This window comes from Polynucleobacter sp. AP-Jannik-300A-C4 (genome assembly GCF_018688335.1).
Lineage (GTDB): Bacteria > Pseudomonadota > Gammaproteobacteria > Burkholderiales > Burkholderiaceae > Polynucleobacter.
This window is the reverse complement of the sequence record NZ_CP061316.1, coordinates 1,534,836-1,560,739: the sequence shown is the minus strand read 5'-3', so window position 1 is coordinate 1,560,739 and position 25,904 is coordinate 1,534,836. Positions and strand designations below refer to the sequence as shown.

Here is a 25,904-nt window from a genome sequence, read left to right as displayed (position 1 = left end):
TGATCTTTCTAGTTCACAAAGCCTAAGGAGGCTTTGTGATTGGTTATAGAAAAGAACTGATAGCGTGGACTAATTAAAACAGATTACTTATGTGTACTCAATTTCTCACGCCATCCTGGATAAATCTTATCGGCATCACCAGGGAATGATTCAAAAGCTCTTGCAAACTCTTTATGCTCTTTTGCAAATTGAATCGGATCTGCGCCAGACTTCCAGCACTCGTAAGATTGACGCAATGAAATAGCGCCTGCAGCTGGCGAATCAATATGCCCATAAGCACCACCACCGGCTGTATTAATGACGTTACCGTGACCTAAGTTCTTGAAGAAAGCGGGGAGGCGTAATGCATTCATGCCCCCAGAAATAATAGGGGTGGTCGGCTTCATGCCATACCATTTTTGGAAATAAACAGGCCCTTGAGCCTCATCACGTTCAATCATGTAAGCAATGATCTTGTCATCATTCTCACCTTCCATCTTGCCAAAGCCCATCGTACCTACGTGGATACCTGATGCACCTTGTAGGCGTGACATCTTCGCCAATACAAAAGCGGTATAACCCCTTTTTGCAGAAGGCGAAGTAACGGCTCCGTGACCTGCACGATGGTAGTGAAGATATTGGTTTGGGTATTGACGTCGTGCTGTAGTAATCATGCCTGGACCGCCAACATAGCCATCTACTAAGAAAGCAACCTTATCGGCATCAGGCCCAAAAGTCTCAAGAATGTAATCTGCGCGAGCGCACATTTCGTAATGATCATCGGCGGTGATGTTTGCAGAAAATAATTTGGCTTCGCCAGTCTCATCTTGAGCGCGCTTCATTGCATCTGCAACTAGCGGCATTACCTTTTTCAAAGGGCAGAAAACTTGATTACCTTGTGGCTCATCATTCTTAATGAAATCGCCACCAAGCCAAAATTGATAGGCAGCTTGAGCAAATGGTTCGGGGCGCAAGCCAAGCTTAGGTTTAATAATTGTGCCGGCAATATAGCCGCCATCTTTAATTGGTCGACCTAAGATGCGCCATAAGTCAGAGATATCTTTTGCGGGACCGTCAAATAATTGAATTACGCGCTCAGGTACATAAAAGTCATGGATCTTTGCGTGCTCAATATCACCCATGCCTTGGTTGTTACCAATGGCTAGAGTCAGAAATGACACTAGCATCATGCGGCCATCGGTAATATTGCGATCGAAGAGATCAATTGGGTATGCAATGCGCATATCTTCAGTGGCTTCATCGATGTGATACACCAAAGCATCTACGCCTCTAGTGAAGTCGTCAGTTGTGCTGACTTCAACGTTGGTTCCGGTGGAGGATTCTGCCGCGAAGTGCGCTGCAGCTTCTAGGTAGCCATGGCCAGATTTCGGCTTCATTTTGTAGGCAACGAGGATATGCTTCCCGTTTTTGATTAAGTCCTCTTCTTTGAGGCTTAGGTCAGCATAGCGATTCGATTGATCCATTTCTTATCTCCATTCATTTGGTTTGATATGGGCAGGTAAGCCCCTTGATCAAACTATACGAAGGAAATAATATAAGAAATATTCATTTATTTTTAATAAAGCATAAGAAAAAACTTATATTAAGCCCAGACATTAATTCTTGGACCTCCTTGCTCAATAACAAATTCTTTAAAAGCTTTGGCAGCAGGGGAAAGCTTTTTTTGTACCCTGTGCGTGATGTACCAATGACCCACATGAGGAAGACCGACGATATCTAAAAGGGCTATATGACCAGTGCTCATTTCATGTCTTACTGTTCGCAGGGATAGAAAACTCATCCCCATACCTGCCATGACTGCCTGTTTAATAGTTTCATTACTGGGCATTTCCATGGCAATTGTCAATTCAGTCTGATTTTCCCGAAACAGTCTTTCCATGGCCTGGCGAGTGCCTGAACCTAGCTCTCTAACCACGAACTCTTGTCCCTCAAGATCTTTAAACGCCAATTGCTTGCGCCGTGAAAAAGGATGGCTAGGGCTGGAGACGATGGCCATTGGATTGGTTACAAATGGAACTGCCTCGCAATCCATTTCTTGGGGGACTCTGCCCATAATGACTAGGTCCACTTCATTTCTGGCCAGCATGCCGAGGATATTTTCCCGGTTATCGATCTTCAAGATGACTTCGATGCCTGGAAAAAGTTTACGAAATTCGACCAAAAGCATGGGTACGAAGTATTTTGTAGTGCTCACAATTCCAAGGTAAATGACGCCACCTCCTAGGTTTCGATGCCCAGCCATGAGTGCTTCCAGATCTTTTAGTTCAGATGCAACCGTCAAGGCTTGCTCTAAAAAGGCCTTGCCAGCGCTGGTTAGCTGAATATTTCTGCCTACTGGCTCTAGTAATGGGAGGCCAAAAACATCTTCCAACTGCTTAATTTGCATGGAAATAGCTGGCTGGGTGACATAAAGGTTATCAGCCGCCTTGGAAATAGACTTTTCCTTGGCAACTTCAATGAATGTATTGATTTGTTTTAGGGTGTATGGTCGCATTTGCCAATTATCAGCCAAACCTGATGAATAAGTAAATATTAGTGATTGGATTTTATGGTTTTCTATCACTACATTGAATTCATGACCACGTTATTGCAAGGGGAATTGGCATGCATTTAGGCCGGACTACATTATCAAAATTCTTAATCCAACAGTTACAGGCTGAAGGAAAAAGCGATTTAGCAGCTTTATTGGTAGACGTCGCGGCAGCTGTCAAAGCGATTTCCTCAATGACGGCCAAAGGTGGGTTGGCTGATATTTTGGGCAGCCTGGAAACTGAAAATATTCAAGGTGAGACCCAGAAAAAATTGGACGTTTTGTCTGATCAGGCTTTTATTAATACATTCCAATATGGAGGTTTGATTGCTGGATTGGCATCCGAAGAGAATGATGAGCCAATTACGGTCAGCGATCCAGAAAAACGCGGTCCATTTTTAGCTGTCTTCGATCCATTGGATGGTTCATCCAATATTGATGTGAATGTATCAGTGGGATCCATCTTTTCAATTCTTGAGGCACCAAAGGGAAGAGAGCCCGAGATGGCTGATTACCTTCAGCCAGGCACAAAGCAATTGGCAGCAGGTTATGCAATTTATGGTCCATCAACTATGCTGGTGATTACCGTTGGTAAAGGTACTCATGGATTTACGCTAGATCGTGAAGTCGGAAATTTTGTGTTGACGCACGCCAATATTCAAATTCCAGAAGAGACTAGCGAGTTTGCAATCAATACCAGTAACGAGCGTTTCTGGGAGCCGCCTATTCATCGCTACGTAGCTGAATGTAAGGCTGGGAAAACAGATATTCGCGGTCGAGACTTTAATATGCGCTGGATTGCGAGCATGGTCGCCGACGTGCATCGCATATTAATGCGAGGTGGTGTTTTTATGTACCCCAAAGATACTAAAGATTTATCTCGTCCTGGCCGCTTGCGCTTGATGTATGAAGCTAACCCCATGAGTTTTGTCATTGAGCAGGCTGGTGGACTGGGTTCTACGGGAAGGGTGCGAATTATGGATGTGCAACCCGAAAACATTCACCAGCGTATCCCTGTTGTTGTGGGATCTCGTAATGAAGTTGAGCGTATTGAGAAGTATCACCGTGAATACGATAGCGGTTCTGATGACAAATACTCGTCGCCACTATTTAGTGATCGCTCTTTATACCGTTAATTTATTCGCCAGGGGTTTTATATGTCCATTAAATTTCCAATTGTTGCTGTAACAGGGTCATCGGGTGCTGGAACTACGACTGTGATGAAAAGCTTTCAACATATTTTCAGGCGTGATGGCATTAAAGCGCAGGTCTTGGAGGGTGATTCAATGCACCGCTACGATCGCATGTCAATGCGTGAGCAAATGAAGCATGAAATTGCTAGCGGCAATAATCACTTTAGTCATTTTGGCCCTGAGGCTAATTTATTAGCAGAGCTTGAAGAAATCTTTAAGACTTTTGGTGAAACTGGACTAGGTAAATATCGCAAATATATTCACGATGCTGCTGAAGGAGCTGAGTTCAAGCAAGAGCCAGGCACTTTTACACCCTGGAGAGAGATGGATGCTGGCTCAGATCTACTTTTTTATGAAGGCCTGCATGGCGCCTATGTAGGAGATGGTGTCAATGTTGCAAAACATGTAGACCTATTGGTGGGCGTTGTGCCAATTATCAATTTGGAATGGATTCAAAAACTCCATCGCGATCAGAATATGCGAGGATATTCACAAGATGCAGTTGTAGATACCATCTTGCGCCGTATGCCAGATTACATGAAGCATATCTGCCCGCAATTTTCTAAAACGCATGTCAATTTTCAACGCGTTCCTACTGTTGATACATCCAACCCTTTTATTGCTAAAGATATTCCGAGTGCCGATGAAAGCATGGTGGTCATTCGTTTTGCTAATCCCAAGGGTATTGATTTCCCATATTTAATTTCTATGCTTGGCGGCTCAATGATGACGCGGCCTAATACTTTAGTTATTCCTGGTGGAAAGATGGGTTTAGCAATGCAATTGATATTTACGCCAATGATTTTGCGTTTAATGGATTTAAAGCGTAGAGCATAACTTCACAATATAGAAAGCAAATATGGCCTCCACCATCCAAGATAAAACCTTAGCTAATGCGATCCGCTTTTTATCAATTGACGCGGTAGAAAAGTCTAAATCAGGCCATCCTGGTGCGCCGATGGGTATGGCTGATATTGCTGAAGTGTTGTGGCGAAAGCATTTAAAACACAATCCCGCAGATCCTCGTTGGCCTAACCGTGATCGCTTCATTCTCTCTAATGGTCACGGATCAATGCTGTTGTATTCCTTGCTCCATTTAACTGGCTATGCAGTCAGCATTGAGGATATTAAGAATTTTCGCCAATTGCATAGCATTACTGCAGGCCATCCAGAAGTTGATATGACACCTGGCGTAGAGACTACTACTGGTCCTTTAGGGCAAGGTATAGCTAACGCAATTGGTATGGCATTAGCGGAAAAGATCCTAGCCAAACGGTTTAATAAACCTCAGCATGAAATTATCGATCACCGAACATATGCTTTTATGGGTGATGGTTGCTTAATGGAGGGAATTAGCCATGAGGCATGTTCCCTGGCAGGTGTATGGGGCCTTAATAAGCTCATCTGCTTCTATGACGACAATGGTATTTCAATCGACGGGCATGTAGAGGGCTGGTTCAAAGACGATACAGTTATGCGCTTTAAGTCTTATGGCTGGAATGTGATTGGCCCAATCGATGGACATGATTCTGAACAAATTCAGAAGGCTATCATTCAAGCGCAGCAACAATCAAAGCAGCCGACTCTGATTATTTGCAAGACAACAATTGGTTGGGGTTCACCTAATATGGCCGGCACACATGATGTGCACGGTGCGCCTTTGGGTGAAAAAGAGACTGCAGCAACTAGGGAGAAGCTTGCTTGGCCTCACGCTGCTTTTGAGATTCCGGAAGATATTCGTTCTGCATGGAGTGCAGTTAAGGATGGACAAGAATCGCAAGCAGCTTGGAGTCAGAAATTGAGTGCCTATGCAAGTGCATTTCCAGAGCTGGCCGCTGAATTTACTAGGACAATGCAAGAGGAGCTACCACTTGATTGGCCTCAGACTAAAGCTGCTCTTTTGGAATTGGCTAAATCAATTACCGCTCCAACTGCTAGTCGAAAATCATCACAGCAGGCATTGGATATTCTAGTTGCTGGCGTTCCAGAACTTTTGGGTGGGTCAGCGGATTTGACTGGGTCAAATTTAACTGCTGGAAAAACCAGTAAGGCTTGGCATAACCATCAAGACGAAGATATTAATTACCTCTCTTATGGCGTCCGAGAGTTTGGCATGAGCGCCATTATGAATGGCATCGCATTACACCGCGGTTTAATTCCTTATGGTGGTACCTTTGCTGTTTTTTCTGACTATGCCAGAAATGGCATGCGCATGAGTGCGCTCATGAAGCAACGGGTCATTTATGTATTAACCCATGATTCGATTGGATTGGGGGAAGATGGACCAACGCATCAACCTATTGAACATGCTTCCAGCCTGCGTTTAATTCCGGGCCTCCATTTATGGCGTCCATGTGACGGTTTTGAGACTGCAGTTGCTTGGATTGAAGCGGTGGAGCGCAAGAACGGTCCTGCAGCATTATTTTTATCGCGCCAAAACCTTCCTCAGTACTCGAGCACTCGTGCTCAAGCCCAAGATATCTTGAAGGGGGGGTATGTACTCTCTGATTGTGCGGGTGCGCCAGAAGCCGTTTTTATTGCTACTGGTTCCGAAGTAAGTCTGGCAATGCAGGCCCAAGAAAGCTTACAGGCAATGGGCCGTCATGTGCGAGTGGTATCTATGCCATGCACCGCTTTGTTTGACGAGCAAGACGCTGCCTGGAAGGAGCATGTTTTGCCAAAAGGAATTAAGCGAATTGCAATAGAAGCTGGTCATCCTGATTTTTGGCGTAAGTATGTAGGCCTAGAGGGTGAAGTCATTGGGATTAATCGTTTTGGCGAGTCGGCTCCTGCACCAGCGGTATATGAGCTACTAGGCATTACTGTTGATCGATTAGTCGCTAGCGTATAAGAAATAGGAGTCCACATGTCTTTAGTGATGTATGACCTTGATGGTACGCTGTTAGATACCGCCACTGAAATTACTCAAGCGGTCAATCTAACTCTAGAAGATTTTTCTTGCAGACATGTTGATGAGGCAGATGTGCGACGCTGGATTGGGCATGGAACAGGCTGGCTTATGGAGCAAGCTTGGGCTGCTAATGCGATTCATATTGCCAATAAATCAGTTCCTTGGTCTGAGGTAATGCATCGATTTATGATTCATTACGGAGATACCGCTGGAACTTCTAGTCAGTTTTTCCCCAAAGTAATAGAGACTCTTCAGAAGGTCAAATCTATAGGGATCAAGCAGGCAATCATAACCAATAAAGAAACGAAATTTACAGAGCGTATTTTGCAAAAATACGAACTCAATCAATATTTCGATATGGTGATCAGTGGCGATACGCTACCCTTTAAAAAACCCCACCCCGGCGTCATCGAACATTGTATTCATACTCTTCGATCTTCCCCGGGTAATAGTCTTTTTGTCGGTGATTCAGAGATTGACGTCGCTACAGCTAAAGCTGCAGGCGTAGTTTGCTGGGCAGTCCCATACGGTTATAACCATGGCCGTCCGATTTCAATGGCTGACCCAGATCGGTTGGTCCCTGATATATCTGATGTTCCTAATTACTTCCGAGGAATCCAATGAAATTTCTTAGGATGTCGGATGTTGATTTAAAGGGTAAGCGTGTATTTATCCGGGCTGATCTCAATGTGCCCCAAAATGATGTCGGCGTCATCATGGATGACACTCGTATCAAGGCATCCATTCCTGCGATTGAATACGCGCTATCCCAAGGCGCTGCTGTGATGGTCACATCTCATTTAGGTAGGCCTGTCGAGGGTGAGTTGAATGCAGAAGAAACCTTGGGCCCAATTGCATTAAGAATCGCTGATTTGTTGGGGCGTAAAGTTTCGCTAATTAGTAACTGGGTCGAAAATAGTGTCAAAGTGAACCCAGGTGAAGTGGTGTTACTAGAAAACTGTCGAATCAATATCGGCGAAAAAAAGAATGATGATGGCTTAGCTAAAAAGATGGCAGCCTTGTGTGATGTTTATGTGAATGATGCATTTGGTACTGCACATCGCGCTGAGGCAACTACCTATGGGCTTGCGCAATATGCACCAATTGCTTGTGCTGGCCCCTTAATGGCGGCTGAACTCGATGCCTTAACTCATGCCTTTCAAAGTCCAAAACGCCCTTTAGTGGCAATTGTGGCGGGATCAAAAGTCTCTACTAAACTCACCATTCTCAAGTCCCTTGCAGAAAAAGTTGATCAACTTATTGTCGGCGGTGGAATTGCTAACACCTTTATGTTGGCCAAGGGCTTGCCGATTGGCAAATCACTAGCAGAGCCTGATTTACTAGATGAAGCTCGCGAGATTATGGAGATCATGGCTAGGCGTGGTGCCGAAGTACCTATTCCTACGGATGTGATTGTTGCTAATGAATTCTCTTCACATGCACGAGCTAATAAGGTGATGGCAGAGGAGGTTCAATCTGACGACATGATTTTAGATATTGGACCTCGAACTGCAGCAAAGTTAGCGATGATTATTTCAAACGCAGGAACGATTGTTTGGAATGGTCCTGTAGGTGTATTTGAGATTGAGCAGTTTGGAGGAGGAACCAAAATGCTAGCTGCTGCAATTGCTCATTCACCAGCTTTTACAGTTGGTGGTGGTGGCGATACCTTAGCAGCGATTAGTAAGTATCAAATTGCTAATCAAATCGATTACATATCAACAGGTGGAGGTGCTTTTCTAGAGTTTCTAGAGGGAAAGACTTTGCCGGCGGTAGATATCTTGGTTAAAAGAGCAACACAATAAATTAATAGAGGTGTAATTATGGCGTTAATTTCTTTAAGACAATTGCTAGATCATGCAGCGGAGCATCAATATGGAATCGCTGCATTTAATGTTAATAATATGGAGCAGATTCATGCAATCATGCAGGCTGCTGATGAGCTCGACAGCCCTGTGATTTTGCAGGCTTCAGCAGGCGCTAGGAAGTATGCTGGTGAAGCATTCTTGCGTTTAATGGTTCAGGCTGCTGCTGAGCAATATCCTCATATTCCAGTATGTCTGCACCAGGATCACGGCTCCTCCCCTGATGTATGCCAAATGTCTATTCGTAGTGGTTTTTCTAGTGTAATGATGGATGGCTCTTTAGTGGCTGATGCTAAAACTCCAGCGACTTATGATTACAACGTAGGGGTAACACGTCGTGTTGTTGAAATGGCCCATGCAGTTGGCGTGTCAGTTGAAGGAGAGCTTGGATGTTTGGGATCCTTAGAGACTGGTACCGCTGGCGAAGAGGATGGGGTTGGTGCAGAGGGTGTTTTAGATCATTCTCAATTACTGACAGATCCCGATGAGGCTGCTCAATTTGTTAAAGAAACCCAAGTGGACGCTTTGGCAATTGCTATTGGCACTAGTCACGGCGCCTATAAATTTAGTCGCCCACCTACAGGCGATATATTGGCAATTGATCGCATCAAGGCCATTCATCAACGGATTCCGAATACGCATCTTGTGATGCATGGCTCATCAAGTGTTCCACAAGAATGGTTAGCAACTATTCGTCAATATGGCGGCGCTATTAAAGAGACCTATGGTGTGCCCGTGGAAGAAATTGTTCAAGGCATCAAAAATGGTGTTCGCAAAGTCAATATTGATACTGATATTCGCCTAGCAATGACAGGCGCAATGCGTAAATTAATGGCAGAAAAACCAGAAGAATTTGATCCAAGAGCCTTCTTTAAAGTAGCTACTGCGGCAGCTAAAGGAATTTGCCGTGATCGATTTATTGCATTTGGTAGTGCAGGCCAGGCTTCCAAAATCAAAACGATCTCATTGGACAATATGGCTATTCAATACGCCAAAGGCGAGCTTGCTGCGGTTGTGAAATAAGTTAGCCATTTAAATGCTGGTGTCGATAGATGAAATTTGACTTAAGACCTTATGATCTGTTCTTGTTTGATGTGGATGGAACTATCGCTGAAACTGAGGGTTTAGGACATTTGCCAGCTTTTAATGCTGCATTTGAGAAGCATGCAATTCCGTGGCGATGGGATGCCCAGGTTTATCGAGAGCTATTGAAAATTACAGGCGGTTTTGAGCGTTTGAAAAGCTATCGATCAGTTCAAGGGATCAATCCTGGCAATGATCAATTTCCTAGTGATGAACTCCTTAAAAGTGTGCATTTGACCAAAAATCAAATCTATGGTGAACTGATGCAGGCTGGTAAAGTCGTGGCCCGACCGGGCTTAATCAACTTTATCAATCAGATTTCAGAACACGGTAAGTCATGGGGTGTTGTTACCACTACAAGTTATTCAAATTGGAATAGCTTATGGCGTTCTGTATTAAAAAATGAAATTCAACAAATCCCCTTAGTGGTGATCTGTGGTGAGGATGTCGTCAAGAAAAAGCCAGATCCAGAAGCCTACCTCCTTGCAATAGAAAAGATGGGCGTAGAACCCAATATTTGCTTGGCTATTGAAGATTCTGACAATGGACTTTTGTCTGCGAGACAGGCTGGATTGGAGGTTTTAGCCATGAGGAGCCAATTTTTTTTCGATGCTCAGTTTTCTGGTGCAAAACTTATCGCAAATGAATTTTCTGAATTACATCCAATTTTTTAGAAATTCCCAATTCAATTAAAAACCTTTTTATCATTCAAGGAGTTTTATGACTATCAAAGTCGCAATTAATGGTTATGGCCGTATTGGACGCATGATGTTGCGTGCCATCTACGAAGAAAAATTCGATGATATTAAGGTTGTGGCTATTAATGGATTAGGTGGAATTGAGATGAATGCCCATCTTACGCAGTACGATTCTGCACATAGTCGTTTTCCTGGAACAGTTACAGTTGATGGCGACAATATGGTCATCAATGGTGATCGAATAAAAATGTTTTCAACCCGTAACCCCCAAGAAACAGCATGGGGGGATTACGATGTGGATGTGGTTCTTGAGTGTTCTGGCGTCTTCACTTCAAAAGAAAAGGCTATGGTGCATATCCAGCAAGGCGCAAAAAAAGTATTGATTTCCGCCCCGGGAGAAAATGATGTAGATGCCACAATTGTTTACGGCGTCAACCATCAATCATTAAAGCCTACCGATATAGTTGTCTCTAATGCTAGTTGCACAACTAATTGCCTAGCTCCAATTGTTAAGCCCCTGTTAGATAGCATTGGCATTGAATCTGGCCTCATGACTACCATCCATGCTTATACCAATGACCAAGTATTAACCGATGTATATCACAAGGATATGCGCCGAGCACGATCTGCAACGATGAGTATGATTCCCACCAAAACGGGTGCTGCCAAAGCTGTAGGTTTGGTACTACCAGAGTTACAGGGCAAGTTCGATGGCTTCGCAATGCGAGTCCCCGTTATTAATGTCTCAGTGGTTGATTTAACTTTTGTGCCATCCCGCAAAACTAGCGTAGATGAGGTAAATGAAATCCTAAAAAAAGCCAGCGAGGGAGCTCTAAAGGGGGTATTGGCTTACAACACTTTACCGCTGGTTTCTGTAGACTTTAACCATAATCCTTTGCCCAGTATTTTTGATAGCACTCAAACTCGTGTCTCTAAGGATGGCAAGTTGGTAAAAGTGCTTTCTTGGTATGACAATGAATGGGGTTATAGCTGTCAAATGCTTCGTGCCACACAGGCTCTGATGGCTGTTTAGTGGATTAGTGAATATCTCGGAAATTATATGAATAATCAATACATCATTGCCCCATCAATTTTATCGGCAGACTTTGCGCGACTGGAAGAAGAGGTCAGTAGCGTGTTGGCTGCTGGTGCGGACTGGATTCATTTTGATGTAATGGATAATCATTACGTACCAAACTTGACCATTGGACCTTTGGTATGCGAAGCGATACGATCTTATGCTGTCAAAGATGGCCAGCCAGCATGTATAGATGTTCATCTCATGGTTCAGCCCGTTGATCGCATCATTCCAGACTTTGCTAAAGCGGGTGCAAATTTAATTAGCTTTCATCCTGAGGCTAGCGCCCATATTGATCGCACCTTAGGTCTCATCAGGGATAGTGGTTGTCAGGCTGGTATCACCTTAAATCCCGCAACTCCTTTAAGTTGCTTGGATTACATTCTTGATAAAGTTGATTTGATTTTGTTAATGTCTGTTAATCCTGGCTTTGGGGGCCAATCATTTATTCCATCAACCCTAGATAAGTTGAGATCAGTTAGAAAGATTTTGAATGCTCATGAAGCCAATGGCGGCAAAAAAATTCGGCTTGAGGTAGATGGTGGTGTAAACGTAAGTAATATTGCACAGATTGCGCTAGCTGGAGCGGATACTTTTGTGGCAGGCTCTGCAATTTATTCAAAGCCTAACTATCAAGAGGTTATTGCATCGATGCGTTCTGCCCTTACATCCTTATAAAGTCATCGTGCCCCCTGTAATTATTGATATCGGCTAGTTAAAGCCCGATCCCGGTGGTACGCTAGATCATTATTCCAAAAAAACTAAATGGCAATCAAGGGAAATTCTGAAATACCTTTAACCGAGGATATTCGCCTGCTAGGCAAGATTCTTGGTGATGTTGTTCGTGAGCAAGATGGCGATGCCGTTTATGGCTTAGTGGAACAAATCAGAAAGCTATCCGTTTCCTTTCATCGAGATGCCAATCAAAAGGCAAATCAAGAATTAACGAAGTTGCTCAAAGGATTGAGCAGTGACAGCGCAATGAAGGTCCTCAGAGCCTTTACTTACTTCAGTCATTTGGCCAATTTGGCCGAAGATCGTCACCATATTCGCCGCCGCGTAGCTTATGAGCGCATGGGTAGTTATCAAGATGGCAGCATTCCAGTAGCCATGAAAAAGCTTCATGCTGCTGGCGTGACTAGTAAGATGATTTCTAAAACATTAGAGCAAAGCTTAATCTCCCCAGTGTTAACGGCTCACCCAACCGAAGTGCAGAGAACGAGTATTTTGGAGGCGGAGCGCGACATTGCTAATTTGTTAACTGCGCGGGATCAGATCAAAGAATCATCTAAGGCGAATAATCCACAAAAAGACGCTTTGCTCAATAAAGAGCTCAAGGCTAATGAGGAGCAAATCCATGCTCGGGTGCTACAGCTTTGGCATACCCGCTTATTGCGCTTTACTAAACTGACTGTTGCTGATGAAATTGAAAATGCGCTCACGTATTACGAGACAACCTTTTTAAGAGAGATTCCAAAGATCTATGCTCAATTAGAAGACTCTCTAGCAGGTAATGCAGTCGCCAGCTTTTTGAAGATGGGTCAATGGATTGGTGGCGACCGAGATGGTAACCCCAATGTGAGTGCCAAGACACTTGAGTACGCAGTTTCAAGACAGGCTGAAATGGTGTTGCGACATTACTTAACTGAAGCGCATCATTTGGGTAGGGAGCTATCAGTCTCTGCATTGCTCTTGAAGTTTCCTAAAAAGATGCAAGAGCTCGCTGCTGCATCTCCAGACACCAATGAGCATCGCCAGGATGAGCCCTATCGCAGGGCTCTTACAGGCATGTACTCTAGGCTAGCTGCTACCTTAAAAGTATTAACTGGTACTGATGCAGCCCGTCATGCTGTGGCACCTCAAAATCCTTACGCTAATGCACAAGAATTTCTTTCGGACCTTAAAACTATTGAAGCTTCACTAGTCTCTCAAGGGGCCAAAGCCCTGTCCGATCGTCGCCTACGTGGCTTGATTCGCACTGTTGAGGTGTTCGGCTTTCATTTGGCGACTGTAGATTTACGTCAAAGCTCAGATATGCATGAAGCAGTGCTGGCTGAGCTCCTACAGGTGTCGTCCATTGAAAATAACTATTCCAGTCTTTCTGAAGTGCAAAAGCGCGAACTTCTACTATCCCTATTAAAAGACCCAAGGCCACTGCGTGTGCTGGGTCATGGGTATTCTGATTTTACGGTTTCTGAGATTGCCATTTTTGAGATGGCCAAGAAAATGCGTCAGCTCTTTGGTGCTGATACCATTCGCCATTACATCATTAGCCATACTGAAACTGTCAGTGATTTACTAGAAGTCTTATTACTTCAAAAAGAAGTGGGCTTGATGCATGAGACTGTGGGCAAAAAATCCTGGGCTGATCTGATCGTAGTTCCACTATTTGAGACAATTGAAGACCTGCGGAATGCCGCTCCCATCATGCAAGAGTTTTATGCCTTGCCAGGCATTCTGGATTTGGTAAAGCTGTCTGGTGCCGAGCAAGACATCATGCTGGGATATTCCGATTCCAATAAGGATGGCGGGATTGTGAGTAGCAACTGGGAGTTGTATTGCGCTGAACTTGCCCTGGTGAAAGTGTTTGAGCCGCTGGAACAAAAGCATGGAGTCAAATTGCGCCTATTCCACGGTAGAGGTGGCACAGTAGGTCGTGGTGGTGGTCCAAGTTATGAAGCCATTCTGGCACAGCCTCCAGGGACAGTCCGCGGCCAAATTCGTTTAACAGAGCAAGGTGAAGTGATTGGATCGAAGTACGCCAATCCTGAGATCGGTAGACGCAATTTAGAAACCTTGGTAGCTGCCACCTTAGAAGCTACTTTATTGAAGCCGACTAAACAGGCAAGTAAAGCCTTCTTAGATGCTGCAGCTCAATTATCGCAAGCTAGCATGAATGCTTATCGTGGCTTGGTCTATGAGACTCCAGGTTTTTCTGAGTACCTCTTTAATGCAACGCCGATACGAGAGATTGCTAAGCTCAACATTGGTTCCCGTCCTGCCAGTCGTAAAGCTACTCAAAGGATAGAAGACCTCAGAGCTATTCCATGGGGTTTTAGCTGGGGTCAATGTCGCTTAACGCTGCCGGGTTGGTACGGCTTTGGTTCCGCTGTTCAAGAGTTCTTAAATCAACCCAAAGCTGCTGATAGAAATGCTGCCTTGAGTCTTCTGCAAAAGATGTACAGGGAGTGGCCTTTCTTTAGAACCTTGTTATCGAATATGGATATGGCTTTGGCCAAGAGCGATCTGGCGCTAGCATCTCGCTATAGCGAGCTTGTCCTAGATGTAAAGTTGCGCAAAAGAATCTTTGGCGCAATTGAGATTGAATGGAATAAAACGGTTAATGCTTTGAACTTGGTTACTGGTGAAAAGGTGCGTTTAGCTAAGAATCCAGCCCTAGCAAGATCAATTAGGAATCGATTCCCTTATATTGACCCACTTCACCATTTGCAGGTTGAGTTAGTGCGACGCTACCGCGCTGGCAAGCATGATGAGCGCGTGCAAAGGGGAATTCATATTGCGATTAATGGCATTGCCGCTGGGCTAAGGAATACCGGCTAGATTTCAGAAATGCCTACACATTTGCTTAAACACCGACACAGACCACCCGCAGGCCCAATTTTTTTATGGATCTATCATGGACTTCTACTCTTATAAATCCTTTGGTTCCAGGTTCAAGTCCTGACGGTCCAATCATTGAAATTAACGACTTAGGGAGAAGTTCCTAAGTCGTTTTTTTTATTTATGCTGCAAAGTATCGAATCAAGATGTGGATGTTCTCCAAAGCTTAGGATTGCTAGGTATCAGAAAGTTTTGATATAAAGATAGTCGTTTGGATAACTATTGACTAGGCTACTATGAATCGACCTTCTAGACGCAATTTCTTAAAATCCTCTGCCGCAGGTGTTGCTACTGTAGCAAGCACACAAGCGTTTTCACAATCTCCAAATCTTTCTAAGAAAACGATAGCCGAGGTGAGGGCATTGGAGGCTAAAGAAATTCAAAAAACGACCTCTAGTTGGAATGATGGTCTAGCGCATCCCATACCGTATAAAAATCCTCCAGGAAAAGGCAAGGATAGGGCAATCGTTTTGGGTGGTGGCTCTGAATATATGAGCTCATTTCTGGTTGGCTATTTTCATGCCATGCTAGCAAATGGCATTGATCTTCGCTTGGCTGATATCGTTGTGGGCACCTCGGCAGGTGCAGTATTGGGCAGTGCTTTATTAGGTAGCCGTCTAGATCTATTTTCTGCAGAATTTAATTTATTAGCTGACTATCCAAAGATCATGGCTAAGTTAGTGCCAACCAAAAAATTCTCACCCAGCCAGGAGCGGGTAATGAAGATGGGTCTTAATGCAAAAGATGGCAATCCCGATACCATCCAGGCAATTGGTCATGCTGCGATGGCTGCAAGATCCATTTCATCTGATAAGTTTCAAACAAACATTAAGGTATTCCTAGGGGATATGAAAACCATCCCGAAAAAAATGTATATCACTACTATTGACTGCTACACCGCTGAGCGTTTAGTTGTTGCTCCAGATTCGGGTGTATCTGTGATTGATGCATGTGCTGCCAGCGCCTCAGCACCTGGAGTCACTGGACCAACCTGGGTAAAAGATCGTGTTTGTATGGATGGAAGTATTGGCCCGACAGAAACGCATTGCGATATTGTGGCTGGGTCAAGAAGAGCCCTCGTTGTAGCTTTAGCAGATACGATTCAACAAGAAAAAGAAGGTCTACGTTTAAATCACTTGCCTAATACGATTTTGCAAGAAGTAAAAGATCTGGAGGCAGGAGGCACAAAGACAAAGTTGGTGGTTGTTGGTATGTTGCCAGGTAGGAAAACCATGAGCGTTGTGGACCCAGAAATTATGGAGCCTGCCATCAAGTATGGGTATGAGCGAGGCATGCAAGATCTTCCGGAGATGAAGCGCTTTTGGATGTCTGCTTAGGGTCTGAAGGCTTGGAAGTCCTTATTGATTAAATGAGGGTACTTTTGGTAAGGGCAATCTACCCTTTACTGATTGCGCCTCATATTTAAGCTTCACTGGAGGTAGAGTTATTGACCCCTCATCAATGCTATGCTTTCAGTATTAAATTTGACACGCCCTAAGGAGTTCTTGTGAGAAAAACAATGATTAAAAAAATAGTAGCTGCTTCAGTTTCCGCTACTTTGGCATTTGCCCCATTCGCGAGTCATGCATGTACTGCTGTCAATATCGTTGCAAAAGATGGCTCTGTAGTAGCGGGCAGGACGATGGAGTGGGCTTTTGATATGAAGTGGCAGCTCACGGCGAATCCAAAAGGCACCACCATCAATCTAAGTGCACCATCATCATTAAAGTTGCCTGCAACAAACTTATCTAGTAAATATGCATTTGTCGCAATTGCCCCTGGAGTTTTGGCAGGCCCTCCTGCATATCTTGAGGGTCAAAATGAAGCAGGTCTTGCCATTAGCGGAAATTTTTTACCTGGCTTTACTGAATATCAAACCGTTACTCCGCAAGATAAGAATTATGTTTCTATCTTGAATCTAGGAGGCTTTATTTTAGGAATGTTCGGTTCTGTTAAAGAGCTGCGGAATGAACTTCCTAAATACAAAGTGTGGTTTGACCCAAGTGAAGTCAAAGGCTTGCCAACTCCACCATGGCTGCACTTGGTGTTAACGGACCGTGGCGGTGACAGTATTGTTGTTGAATTTGTGAAGGGTCAAATGATGATCCACAATAATGTTGCTGGAGTGCTTACCAATGCACCAACCTATGACTGGCACCTGAACAATGTGCGTAACTATCTATCGCTCACCTCAACTGGAACAGCATCTGCAACTGTGGGCAGCACCAATGTAACTGAACTAGGACAGGGCGGCGGCTTATTAGGTTTACCAGCAGATTACACTCCACCATCTCGCTTTGTGAGGGCAACGTATTTAAAGCAGTTTATGTATCAGCCAAGTAACAGCACTGATGCGATGCAAGCTGCAGATCATGTCTTAAATAACGTCGATATTCCTATTGGTGTTGCTCGGTCAATGGATGGCAAGCAGGTTACTTCTGATTACACTCAGTGGGTCAATATCAAAGACTTAAAGAATAATCGTATGAAAATTGCAAACTATGCAAATCGTACGAACTTTATTGAGATTAATCTGAATGAAGTATTTAAGTCTGGGAAGACGAAGACTTGGCTAGTTGATAAATTACCATACCCTCAAAATGACCTGACAGCAGAGTTCTTAAAATAAACCTCTCCACTAAACCACCTTCGGGTGGTTTTTTGTTGGGTTAGGGTTATCTTTTTTGTAATAATGAGTTATCCATTTTTTAGTTAGCTTTGCCTTTCGCAATCTTGCCTCGCTGAACTCCCTATCCATTAATAAGTGATTCAATCATGAAAATCCTCAATATATCTTTATCCGCTTTCTTGCTACTTATGACTGCTCAAGTATTTGCTGGTAGTGCAAGCGTGTATTTCAATGGTGACATCCTGACTATGGAGGGTGATAAGCCACAGTATGTTGAGGCGATAGTGGTGAAGGGTAAGAAGATTACCTTCACAGGTAGCATGAAAGATGCCTTAAATGAAGCTGGTGCAAATCCAGATATTCAGGATTTAAAAGGTCAAACCTTAATTCCTGGTTTTATCGATGCTTGGGGCCACTTCACTTTAATTGCCCAAAATACTCTGGGTGTAAATCTGGGTTATTTTTCAAAGAAGCCTCCTCATACAACCCAAGAGTTAATAGGCCGATTGAAGGCTGAGGCTCGCCCATTTAATGGTTGGATCATTGGGGCGGAGTATGCGGATGCTTTTTTAACTGATGGCCCTTTGACTATTGCGCAATTAGACGCAGCATTTCCGAATCAACCTGTTTTTGTTAATAACATCTCTACTCTGACGGGAATTGTGAATTCCGCTGGCTTGAAAAAATTAGGTATTACTAAATCCACGAAAGTTGTGCAAGGGATGATTCCTGTTGATCCAAAAACAGGAAAACTGACTGGTGAATTGATTGGTAGTCCTAATATAAGTGCAACTGCGAAGGTATTTGGTAAGTATTCCCAAGACTTGATGATGGAAACCTATCGCAAGGCTGAAAAGATTTACGCTTCAAATGGATTTACCACTGCACAGAGCTATGAAACTACGCTTGAGGATATTCGCAATATGCGTCAAGCAGTTGATCGTAATGTGATTAGCCTGGATCTGATTGCGCTACCAACTTACGATGTGGTTGATCAGTTACTAGCAACAAACCAAAAATACCCATTCGGCGTTTACACGAGGGGTGATGGTGGCTTCAAAGTTGCTGGAATCTTGGTGTCTACTGATGGAGCACCTCAATTGCGTTTGGCGTACTTTACTAAGCCTTATAACGACACTACGGGATTCCCAAAAGATTGGCGTGGTATGGCTGTTGCCACCCAAGCTTTAGTTGATCGTTATGCAAAGCTAGCCTTCGAAAAGAATATCCAGTATTACGGCTATTCCAATGGCGATGCTGGGATTGATATGGCTCTTGCCGGGATTTCTAAAGCAATTCAAGAGACGGGGATTACTGAAGATCGCAGAACAGTAATTTCACACTCATTTTTTATCCGCGATGATCAATTGGATGAATACAAAACTAAGAAAATTCTCCCTCAATTTATGCCTAACCATATCTGGATGTATGGCGATGTGTATAGAAAAATTCTAGGCGATGAGAGGGCTAGTAATATGGTGCCGCTCAATTTGACCCATACAAAGGGGATGCAATTTGGTATTCACAACGACACTCCTTCATCTGGTCCAAGTGCCTTGTTTACGATTGGGACTGCTGTAAACCGTAATATCTACGGAGGGGGAGTTTTGGGTCCTGATCAACGTATCGACCCTTATCTTGCTCTCCGTGCATTTACCTCTGTACCTGCCTATCAATATAAGGAAGAGGGATCAAAGGGTAGCATCACCCCTGGAAAGCTTGCAGATATGGTGCTCCTTGATCGTAATCCCTTGAAAGTAGATCCAATGGAGATTAAAGATATTCAGATTGTGAAGACTATTAAAAATGGTAAGGATCTGTATGTTCGTCCCTAATTTAGTATGTAAAGTTATCGTTTTATATTGAACTTATATCTTTTTTATTTCTCTAGATCATGAAAAAAATTTCACGTCTTTCAGTTATTGCAATTAGCGCTGCTCTTGGCATCTTCTCCACTGCTGTTTATGCTGATCCACCAATGCCGCCTTTTTATGCCTCTGTCATGAAAATGGCGCCTGAAGGTAAGTTGGGTCAAATTATCTCTAAAGAGAAAATTGCAACATCCTTAAAAGGTGTACAGGCTTGGAAGATTGCTTATATCTCATCTGATGTGGCGGGCCGTAAAACGATTGCTACAGGGACCATCATCGCACCTGTTGGACCAAGCCCAAAAGAAGGAAGGCCCATATTGGCGTGGGCACATGGCACAACAGGTTCAGCGCAAAACTGTGGACCATCCCAAATCATTGATCCAACAGCGGCTTTAAATGAATATTTTCTAATGGGTGGGAACTCTTGGACCGATTACGGAATTCCAAATGGTCAAGAGTTCATCAATCAAGGATATGTTGTCGTTGCTACCGACTATCAAGGTTTGGGTGGTGGAGGTAAGCATCAATATGCTGTGGCACAAACAAATGGTAGAGACGTTATTAACTCTGCAAGAGCTGCCAGCTCCATGAAAGAAGTTGGCGCAGGTAAGAAGACCGTAGTTTATGGATGGTCGCAGGGTGGTGGCGCTACTATTGCTGCCGCAAGCTTGCCAGATTACCAGGCACTTCAAGGTACTGCAGCAGATAACCTGCAATATCTAGGATTTGTTGCGTTGGCACCAGAAGATGTAGCAGCCATGCTTCCTAATGTGCCGGCTGATGAGGCGGGTGCGAAAAAGCTCATGAATGGCTTTACTCAAGCTAATGTCCCAAATGTATTTCTATTCGCCCACTATATGATGGGACTTTGGGGTACGCAGGCAGCTTTTCCTGATCTAAAGCTATCCGATGTACTGACAGATGAGGGTGTAAAAGTTGTAGATAAATTATCTCGCAACAAATGTATGCATGTACTGGCAGATACCTTTAGCTATGCTTATGGAGATAACTATAAAACTCTCTTGAAGCCAGAACCCAGCAACTCCTTGGCATGGGTCAAGGCATTTGTTGATGGTAGTGTCAAGCCGGTAAAACCTACTGCACCTGTTGTGATTTATTGGGGTACAAAAGATACTGCAGTCCCTCCAATCATGCATGAGCTTTATCAGAAGCAAATGTGCGGTATGGGGGCAAATGTAGGAAGAATTCAGCTGCCAGGAGAGCAAACACACTTTACGACTCCTGGGGTTTCAGCCCCGATGTATCTTGACTGGGTCAAGGATCGTATTGCTGGAAAACCATTGGCAAATGGTTGCCCTCAAAAGTAGGTTTAGTAATTATCTACAGTAAGAAAACCACCTTTTGGTGGTTTTTTCTTTTGAGCAACAATTTCAATCCATTGTTATTCTTGTATCTAACAATTTATTACTGAAAAGATTTATATGGACATTCATTCTGACTACAGTAAGCGTGTAGTGCTGAATCACCAGGACCTACCGTGGATTTCAAGTCCTTCCGTAGGTATTGAGAGGCGCATGCTTGATCGTCAGGGTGATGAGGTGGCTAGAGCTACTTCGATCGTTAGATACGAAGCTGGTGCGAAGTTTCCAACCCATACCCATGAATTTGGAGAAGAGATCCTGGTGTTAGATGGGGTGCTTAGTGATGAGACTGGCAACTATCCAGCCGGCACCTACATCATGAATCCTCCTGGCTCGTCTCATGCGCCTTTTAGCGAGAATGGCTGCACTCTTTTTGTCAAGTTACGACACTTGGGGCCTGAGCAGATCGAGCGTGAGATTGTCGATACCCATTCTGCACCATGGTTTCAAGGGATGGTGCCTGGTTTAACCGTAATGCCGCTGATGAGACAGGGTGCGGGCTCTACATTGGTTAGGTGGGCGCCTCAAACTTACTTCAACCCACACAAGCATTATGGCGGAGAAGAGATTTTTGTAGTGGATGGCGTATTTGAGGATGAGCATGGACGCTATCCAGCTGGCTCATGGATTCGCAGCCCCCATATGAGCTTGCATCAACCTTTTAGTAAAGAAGGTTGCACGATCTTTGTGAAGACCGGGCATTTAATCTAGATTGAATGCAAACTGATATTGCTTTATTTAATCCAAGAGATGAATTGCTCTTTCGCTCTCCGCACCTTTTTGAGTTTGACAAGCCAATCCTCATCGGCATTGCGATATCCCAAGGGGAGCAAGATGACGCTTCGTAAGCCCTTGGCAGACAGATTCAGAATGTCATCTACTGCTGGTGGATTAAAGCCTTCCATAGGAGTGCAGTCTACTTGTTCATAGGCGGCAGCAATTAATGCCGTACCTAAACCAATATAGGCCTGCTTGGCAGCATGAGTAAAGTTTGTTTCAGCGTCTCGAGCCGGATATGCTTTAAGCAGCATTTGGCGGTATGCAGTGCCAGATTCACTAGTAAAGTTACGAATAGATTCAGTCATATCAAAGGCAGCATTGATGCGGTCTGCGGTGTAGTTATCCCATGCAGCAAAAACGAGTAAATGAGAGCAATCAGTGACTTGAGACTGATCATTAGCAACTGCTCTAATCTTCTGGCGAATATCTTTATTGGTAATGACAATCACCTCGTAGGGCTGAAGTCCGCTTGAGCTTGCAGTTAGGCGAATAGCCTCGAGGATTTGCTCGACCTTATTTTCTGGAACCAGTTTTTCGGAATCCATCTTTTTAGTGGCGTAGCGCCACTGCAATTTATCAATTAAGCTCATTTGTTATCCTTTTAGGGTATTCGGGGTTGTTTTGGGTGAGTTTAGTGGAGGCTGGATTGAATTGCAGAAACACTCATTATTGGGGTTTCCAATAAGCTTTTAAATAGATAAAGCCCTTTAAAATAACGATTGTTATTTTTATTACCTTTTTAATTCTGAATTATTCGCCCACTATGAAAAACCCCCTCTTTAAGACTTTCTTTGGAATCCTCGCGCTACTGGCTTCCTCAAGTTTTGCTCTTGCCCAAGAAGTCTCTCCAATCCCTAAGGCATCAAATGAATGGCGCTTTGAAGTAACCCCTTATCTTTGGCTTACTGGGATCAAAGGCACTATGAATTTTGATAATGGCCTTGCTAAATCTGCGGATTTCACTTCTAGCGATGTTCTTAGCAATCTGAAGTCCGGCGGCATGATTGCAGCCGAGGCGCATAAAGGTAATTGGGGAATCATGGGCGACCTCATTTCTGCAACCTTGCAAAATTCAGGTTCGATTCCTGTATCGGGAGGAGAAGCCACCGTTGCAGATAAGATTACTGTGCAGCAGACTGTCTTAACAGGCGCTGCTACTTATACGCTAGCTAATACGAAAGATGCCTACGTAGATGCTTTGCTTGGCGTTCGATCAATCAATGTTACCGCTACACTTTTTGGCAACCTTGTTGGTACATCTGAGAAGGAATCTATTTCCAAAACGACCTCCACAATTGATCCGATTATTGGTGCTAAGGGGCGCTACCGTATTGCAGACTCTAGTTGGTACATTCCTGCCTACGCTGATATTGGTAGCGGTGGTGGTACTACTAACCTAACATGGCAAGTAATGGCTGGCGTAGGTAAATCATTTGGTAGCTTGGTTGATGCTTCGCTAACGTATCGTGCGCTCTATTACGATATGAAAGCTGGTGGTGTTTTGCAAAAGACTACTATGCAAGGTCCTCAAGTTGCCATCACCTTTAAATTCTAATTGCCTCTAAAGATACCTTATGAATCATTGCTCTAAAATTTTAGCCACTCTATTGCTGGCACTTCCTTGTGCAACTCCTGTGCTAGGTCAAGCTACACAAACGAGCAAATCTTCTGCTGTATCGGTGCCTGGTGGTGATGTGGATAAGGTCGGCATTGCTAAAAAATTGGCTAACCCAATCGCCAATATGATTTCAGTACCTCTCCAGTATCAGTTCAGTCGAGGTGTTGGAAAAAATCAAGGTGGTTCAGAGCAAACTTTGCTGTTTCAACCAGTTATGCCATTTAATTTGGGTGGTGGCGATACTTTTATCGTTCGACCGATCGTAGCAGGTGTGAGAGAGACTAGTGTTCAAAATGCAGCGGGCCAATCATTTTCGGGTTACGGTATTGCAAGTGTTACGCTCGAATCCTTTTATGCGCCCAACACTAACTCCTCGTGGATCTGGGGTATTGGTCCTTATGCCCAATCACCTTCCGGTAATAGCGGCAAATTTGGATCTCAACAAACCGGCGCTGGTGTGACTGCAGTTGTCCTCAATCGTGCTGGGCCTTGGACTTATGGTGCATTGGGTTATCAATCTTGGAGTGTTGGCGGTAATCCAAGCTTTGGCACCCAAAACAATCTCTATGGCCAGCCTTTTGTAGCCTATACGACTAAGACAGCCTGGACCATCACTGCCAATATGGAAGCGCAATATAACTATGATGCACGCCGTACCTCAAATCCCTTATATGCAGGGGTATCCAAGCTCATGTTGTTTGATGGAGTGCCATTTCAGTTTGGTGCTGGCCCAATGTATTACGTCAGCAACACGCCTGGTGGCCCATCTGGTTGGGGTGCTCGTGCTACCGCCACTCTCGTCATTCTGAAGTAATTTCCACTTAAATTAGGAATTTAATATGAAATTTGCACCAAAATTACTAGCCACATTATTGATAGCTCATTGCGCCATTGCGTTTGCTAAACGTAATGCTGACACCATCTTTTATGGTGGTCCAATCGTCACTGTTAATGCGAAGAACGAAGAAGTTCAAGCATTAGCTGTCCAGAATGGCAAGATTGTTGCTGTTGGGCCTAAGGATGCAGTTACTAAGGAGTGGCAGGCCAGCAATACTAAGGTCATTGATCTGCAAGGTCAAACTCTGATGCCAGGATTTGTGGAGCCTCATGTGCACATCATGGTGACTGCAGTCTTTGAAGGCTTAGGATTGAATTTAAGTAACTTCACTTTGCCTTATGACACTAAAGAAACCCTAATTCAAAAAATGAAGGCAGGATTAAAGAATGTTCCTGCTGGTGGTTGGTTATTTGGCTTCGGTGTAGATCCATCACGTACAACGCCATTTATGGCGGAACTCACCGCTGATGATTTGGATAAGGTATCAACTACTGTTCCTATTTTTATCGTCAATCAATCTGGTCATATCGGCTACGTGAATCACAAGGCTTTAGAGCTTGCTGGCGTTACCAATAAAACTCCAAATCCTGCTGGCGGCGGTATTTATGTGAAAGATGCAAAGGGTCAACTCACGGGTAAGTTAGTAGAGCCACCAACTTATTTGCCATTTATGGCCAAAATGCCAAACCCAACAGAAGAGCAATTGTTTGCTGCTATCCAAGGCACCATGAAGAAGATGGCATCAACAGGGGTGACTACTGCCTCCGAGATGAGTGTTGGTGGTAATTTTGGTGTTGATAAAGAGATCGCAATTTATAAAGCAATTTTTGCAAAGAATGCATCGCCAATTCGAGTCCGTGGATACTTATTTAGTGAAACTTTGCCTCCTGGATATAAGGCTATTAAGCCAAATGAGGGTGACGATAAGCTACGCTTCATTGGTATTAAATATATTACCGATGGCTCTACCCAGGGTTTAACTGCTGCACTCAATCAGCCCTATAGTTATCCCAAAGATAGCAAGTGGAGTGGCTCACTCAACTATAAGGATGCTGATATACAGGCATCTATGAAGTCATACTTTGATCAAGGTTGGCAAATTTCTTCCCACTCAAATGGTGATAAGGCGATTGATCAGGCTTTAAATAGCTACGCTAAATTATTGGCCGGTAATCCTAAGCCGCAAGAGCGTCGTTTGCGTATTGAGCATTTCACAGTTAATCGTCTAGATCACGTTACAAAGTCAGTGAAATTAGGCGTGATACCAAGCTTTACTATTGGTCATGTCAATTATTGGGGTGCGGCATTTAATGATCACATCATTGGCTCAGAGCGCGCCGAGCGAATTGATCCAGCTGGAGATTTTAAACGTGCGGGCGGTAAATTTACGCTTCATAGCGACTCACCGGTATCCAATGTCGGCCCTTTGAACTATGTGAGCGAAGAGGTAACGCGCTTATGGCAACTGCCTCCGCAGAAAGTGCTTGGACCAACTCAAGCTGTTACTGTTGACGATGCGATTCGTGCAATTACGATTGATGCCGCATATCAAATCTTTGCTGACAATATTGTAGGTAGTTTAGAAGTCGGCAAGCAGGCTGACTTAGTGATATTGGAGAAGAATCCACGTAAGACACCGCCTGCAGAAATTCGTAATATCAAGGTCAAGGAAACTTGGGTTGATGGTAAGCAGGTAAGCCTTAAGTAATTCTTAATCAAGACAGTTTGTAAATGAGAACACTCGCTGATGCGGGTGTTTCTTTTTGTCGAATGGGTGACAATTTATTTCTTCTGAGATGAAGAATCT

The 25,904-nt window shown here is 44.0% G+C and carries 21 protein-coding genes; 18 read left to right on the top strand and 3 right to left on the bottom strand.

The window, feature by feature from the left end:
- Positions 1 to 83: 83 nt before the first annotated feature.
- Together FD975_RS08215 and FD975_RS08210 are read right to left on the bottom strand one after the other, a co-directional pair.
- Positions 84 to 1,463, bottom strand: coding sequence for a ribulose-bisphosphate carboxylase (locus tag FD975_RS08215; RefSeq protein WP_215301781.1), 1,380 nt, complete (start codon positions 1,461 to 1,463; stop codon positions 84 to 86).
- A gap of 119 nt (positions 1,464 to 1,582) precedes the next feature.
- On the bottom strand, positions 1,583 to 2,494 hold the full coding sequence (locus FD975_RS08210) for a LysR family transcriptional regulator (protein ID WP_215301780.1): 912 nt from the start codon (positions 2,492 to 2,494) through the stop codon (positions 1,583 to 1,585).
- Positions 2,495 to 2,604: 110 nt separating this feature from the next.
- Between FD975_RS08210 and FD975_RS08205 the strand changes: the two genes are divergently transcribed.
- From FD975_RS08205 to FD975_RS08135, 15 genes are all read left to right on the top strand, one after another.
- Positions 2,605 to 3,666 carry a class 1 fructose-bisphosphatase gene (locus tag FD975_RS08205; protein WP_215301778.1) on the top strand — a complete coding sequence of 354 codons (1,062 nt, stop codon included), beginning with the start codon at positions 2,605 to 2,607 and terminating at the stop codon, positions 3,664 to 3,666.
- A 21-nt stretch (positions 3,667 to 3,687) separates the two neighbouring features.
- The gene (locus FD975_RS08200; RefSeq protein WP_215301776.1) at positions 3,688 to 4,560 is read left to right on the top strand and encodes a phosphoribulokinase; all 873 of its coding nucleotides are present in this window, start codon (positions 3,688 to 3,690) and stop codon (positions 4,558 to 4,560) included.
- Positions 4,561 to 4,582: 22 nt separating this feature from the next.
- Positions 4,583 to 6,574: a transketolase gene (tkt, locus tag FD975_RS08195; RefSeq protein ID WP_215301775.1), complete on the top strand. Its 1,992-nt coding sequence runs from the start codon at positions 4,583 to 4,585 to the stop codon at positions 6,572 to 6,574.
- Between the two features lie 15 nt (positions 6,575 to 6,589).
- Positions 6,590 to 7,258 carry an HAD-IA family hydrolase gene (locus FD975_RS08190; RefSeq protein WP_215301774.1) on the top strand — a complete coding sequence of 223 codons (669 nt, stop codon included), beginning with the start codon at positions 6,590 to 6,592 and terminating at the stop codon, positions 7,256 to 7,258.
- Positions 7,255 to 8,439 (top strand): phosphoglycerate kinase, encoded by a 1,185-nt coding sequence (locus FD975_RS08185; RefSeq protein WP_215301773.1) that lies wholly within the window; start codon positions 7,255 to 7,257, stop codon positions 8,437 to 8,439. The genes FD975_RS08190 and FD975_RS08185 overlap by 4 nt, the downstream gene beginning before the upstream one ends.
- 18 nt (positions 8,440 to 8,457) lie before the next feature.
- A complete protein-coding gene (gene fba / locus FD975_RS08180; protein WP_215301771.1) occupies positions 8,458 to 9,522 on the top strand; it encodes a class II fructose-bisphosphate aldolase in 1,065 nt (354 codons plus the stop codon).
- 29 nt (positions 9,523 to 9,551) lie between these two features.
- Complete coding sequence (locus FD975_RS08175; RefSeq protein ID WP_215301769.1) at positions 9,552 to 10,256, top strand: HAD-IA family hydrolase; 705 nt, start codon at positions 9,552 to 9,554, stop codon at positions 10,254 to 10,256.
- Between the two features lie 46 nt (positions 10,257 to 10,302).
- Positions 10,303 to 11,313: a type I glyceraldehyde-3-phosphate dehydrogenase gene (gene gap / locus FD975_RS08170; protein WP_215301767.1), complete on the top strand. Its 1,011-nt coding sequence runs from the start codon at positions 10,303 to 10,305 to the stop codon at positions 11,311 to 11,313.
- Positions 11,314 to 11,340: 27 nt separating this feature from the next.
- Positions 11,341 to 12,036, top strand: a complete 696-nt coding sequence (gene rpe, locus FD975_RS08165) for a ribulose-phosphate 3-epimerase (protein WP_215301765.1) — start codon at positions 11,341 to 11,343, stop codon at positions 12,034 to 12,036.
- An 87-nt stretch (positions 12,037 to 12,123) separates the two neighbouring features.
- Positions 12,124 to 14,919 (top strand): phosphoenolpyruvate carboxylase, encoded by a 2,796-nt coding sequence (gene ppc / locus FD975_RS08160; RefSeq protein ID WP_215301764.1) that lies wholly within the window; start codon positions 12,124 to 12,126, stop codon positions 14,917 to 14,919.
- Between the two features lie 296 nt (positions 14,920 to 15,215).
- A complete protein-coding gene (locus FD975_RS08155; RefSeq protein WP_215301762.1) occupies positions 15,216 to 16,316 on the top strand; it encodes a patatin-like phospholipase family protein in 1,101 nt (366 codons plus the stop codon).
- Between the two features lie 170 nt (positions 16,317 to 16,486).
- Positions 16,487 to 17,608: a linear amide C-N hydrolase gene (locus FD975_RS08150; protein ID WP_215301760.1), complete on the top strand. Its 1,122-nt coding sequence runs from the start codon at positions 16,487 to 16,489 to the stop codon at positions 17,606 to 17,608.
- 146 nt (positions 17,609 to 17,754) lie between these two features.
- On the top strand, positions 17,755 to 19,443 hold the full coding sequence (locus tag FD975_RS08145; protein WP_215301758.1) for an amidohydrolase: 1,689 nt from the start codon (positions 17,755 to 17,757) through the stop codon (positions 19,441 to 19,443).
- Between the two features lie 59 nt (positions 19,444 to 19,502).
- Positions 19,503 to 20,807 carry a lipase family protein gene (locus FD975_RS08140; RefSeq protein ID WP_215301756.1) on the top strand — a complete coding sequence of 435 codons (1,305 nt, stop codon included), beginning with the start codon at positions 19,503 to 19,505 and terminating at the stop codon, positions 20,805 to 20,807.
- A gap of 114 nt (positions 20,808 to 20,921) precedes the next feature.
- Positions 20,922 to 21,572, top strand: coding sequence for a cupin domain-containing protein (locus FD975_RS08135; protein ID WP_215301754.1), 651 nt, complete (start codon positions 20,922 to 20,924; stop codon positions 21,570 to 21,572).
- Positions 21,573 to 21,595: 23 nt separating this feature from the next.
- Here the strand turns inward: FD975_RS08135 and FD975_RS08130 are convergent, their stop codons facing one another.
- On the bottom strand, positions 21,596 to 22,231 hold the full coding sequence (locus FD975_RS08130; RefSeq protein WP_215301753.1) for an NAD(P)H-dependent oxidoreductase: 636 nt from the start codon (positions 22,229 to 22,231) through the stop codon (positions 21,596 to 21,598).
- A 173-nt stretch (positions 22,232 to 22,404) separates the two neighbouring features.
- Here FD975_RS08130 and FD975_RS08125 point away from each other — a divergent pair, with 173 nt between their 5' ends.
- From FD975_RS08125 to FD975_RS08115, 3 genes are read left to right on the top strand one after another with little or no spacing between them, the layout of a single operon-like run.
- Positions 22,405 to 23,196 carry a hypothetical protein gene (locus tag FD975_RS08125; protein WP_215301751.1) on the top strand — a complete coding sequence of 264 codons (792 nt, stop codon included), beginning with the start codon at positions 22,405 to 22,407 and terminating at the stop codon, positions 23,194 to 23,196.
- 19 nt (positions 23,197 to 23,215) lie between these two features.
- On the top strand, positions 23,216 to 24,073 hold the full coding sequence (locus tag FD975_RS08120; RefSeq protein WP_215301749.1) for a hypothetical protein: 858 nt from the start codon (positions 23,216 to 23,218) through the stop codon (positions 24,071 to 24,073).
- 25 nt (positions 24,074 to 24,098) lie between these two features.
- Complete coding sequence (locus FD975_RS08115) at positions 24,099 to 25,805, top strand: amidohydrolase (RefSeq protein ID WP_215301748.1); 1,707 nt, start codon at positions 24,099 to 24,101, stop codon at positions 25,803 to 25,805.
- Positions 25,806 to 25,904: the final 99 nt, after the last annotated feature.

What these genes read in the sequence shown, in the direction of transcription:
- FD975_RS08130 (WP_215301753.1), bottom strand. Translation starts at nt 22,231, where the DNA reads ATGAGCTTAATTGATAAATTGCAGTGGCGCTACGCCACTAAAAAGATG.
- FD975_RS08155 (WP_215301762.1), top strand. Translation starts at nt 15,216, where the DNA reads ATGAATCGACCTTCTAGACGCAATTTCTTAAAATCCTCTGCCGCAGGT.
- FD975_RS08185 (WP_215301773.1), top strand. Translation starts at nt 7,255, where the DNA reads ATGAAATTTCTTAGGATGTCGGATGTTGATTTAAAGGGTAAGCGTGTA.
- FD975_RS08120 (WP_215301749.1), top strand. Translation starts at nt 23,216, where the DNA reads ATGAATCATTGCTCTAAAATTTTAGCCACTCTATTGCTGGCACTTCCT.
- fba (WP_215301771.1), top strand. Translation starts at nt 8,458, where the DNA reads ATGGCGTTAATTTCTTTAAGACAATTGCTAGATCATGCAGCGGAGCAT.
- FD975_RS08115 (WP_215301748.1), top strand. Translation starts at nt 24,099, where the DNA reads ATGAAATTTGCACCAAAATTACTAGCCACATTATTGATAGCTCATTGC.
- ppc (WP_215301764.1), top strand. Translation starts at nt 12,124, where the DNA reads ATGGCAATCAAGGGAAATTCTGAAATACCTTTAACCGAGGATATTCGC.
- FD975_RS08205 (WP_215301778.1), top strand. Translation starts at nt 2,605, where the DNA reads ATGCATTTAGGCCGGACTACATTATCAAAATTCTTAATCCAACAGTTA.
- FD975_RS08210 (WP_215301780.1), bottom strand. Translation starts at nt 2,494, where the DNA reads ATGCGACCATACACCCTAAAACAAATCAATACATTCATTGAAGTTGCC.
- gap (WP_215301767.1), top strand. Translation starts at nt 10,303, where the DNA reads ATGACTATCAAAGTCGCAATTAATGGTTATGGCCGTATTGGACGCATG.
- FD975_RS08135 (WP_215301754.1), top strand. Translation starts at nt 20,922, where the DNA reads ATGGACATTCATTCTGACTACAGTAAGCGTGTAGTGCTGAATCACCAG.
- FD975_RS08190 (WP_215301774.1), top strand. Translation starts at nt 6,590, where the DNA reads ATGTCTTTAGTGATGTATGACCTTGATGGTACGCTGTTAGATACCGCC.
- FD975_RS08215 (WP_215301781.1), bottom strand. Translation starts at nt 1,463, where the DNA reads ATGGATCAATCGAATCGCTATGCTGACCTAAGCCTCAAAGAAGAGGAC.
- FD975_RS08140 (WP_215301756.1), top strand. Translation starts at nt 19,503, where the DNA reads ATGAAAAAAATTTCACGTCTTTCAGTTATTGCAATTAGCGCTGCTCTT.
- FD975_RS08175 (WP_215301769.1), top strand. Translation starts at nt 9,552, where the DNA reads ATGAAATTTGACTTAAGACCTTATGATCTGTTCTTGTTTGATGTGGAT.
- rpe (WP_215301765.1), top strand. Translation starts at nt 11,341, where the DNA reads ATGAATAATCAATACATCATTGCCCCATCAATTTTATCGGCAGACTTT.
- FD975_RS08145 (WP_215301758.1), top strand. Translation starts at nt 17,755, where the DNA reads ATGAAAATCCTCAATATATCTTTATCCGCTTTCTTGCTACTTATGACT.
- tkt (WP_215301775.1), top strand. Translation starts at nt 4,583, where the DNA reads ATGGCCTCCACCATCCAAGATAAAACCTTAGCTAATGCGATCCGCTTT.
- FD975_RS08125 (WP_215301751.1), top strand. Translation starts at nt 22,405, where the DNA reads ATGAAAAACCCCCTCTTTAAGACTTTCTTTGGAATCCTCGCGCTACTG.
- FD975_RS08200 (WP_215301776.1), top strand. Translation starts at nt 3,688, where the DNA reads ATGTCCATTAAATTTCCAATTGTTGCTGTAACAGGGTCATCGGGTGCT.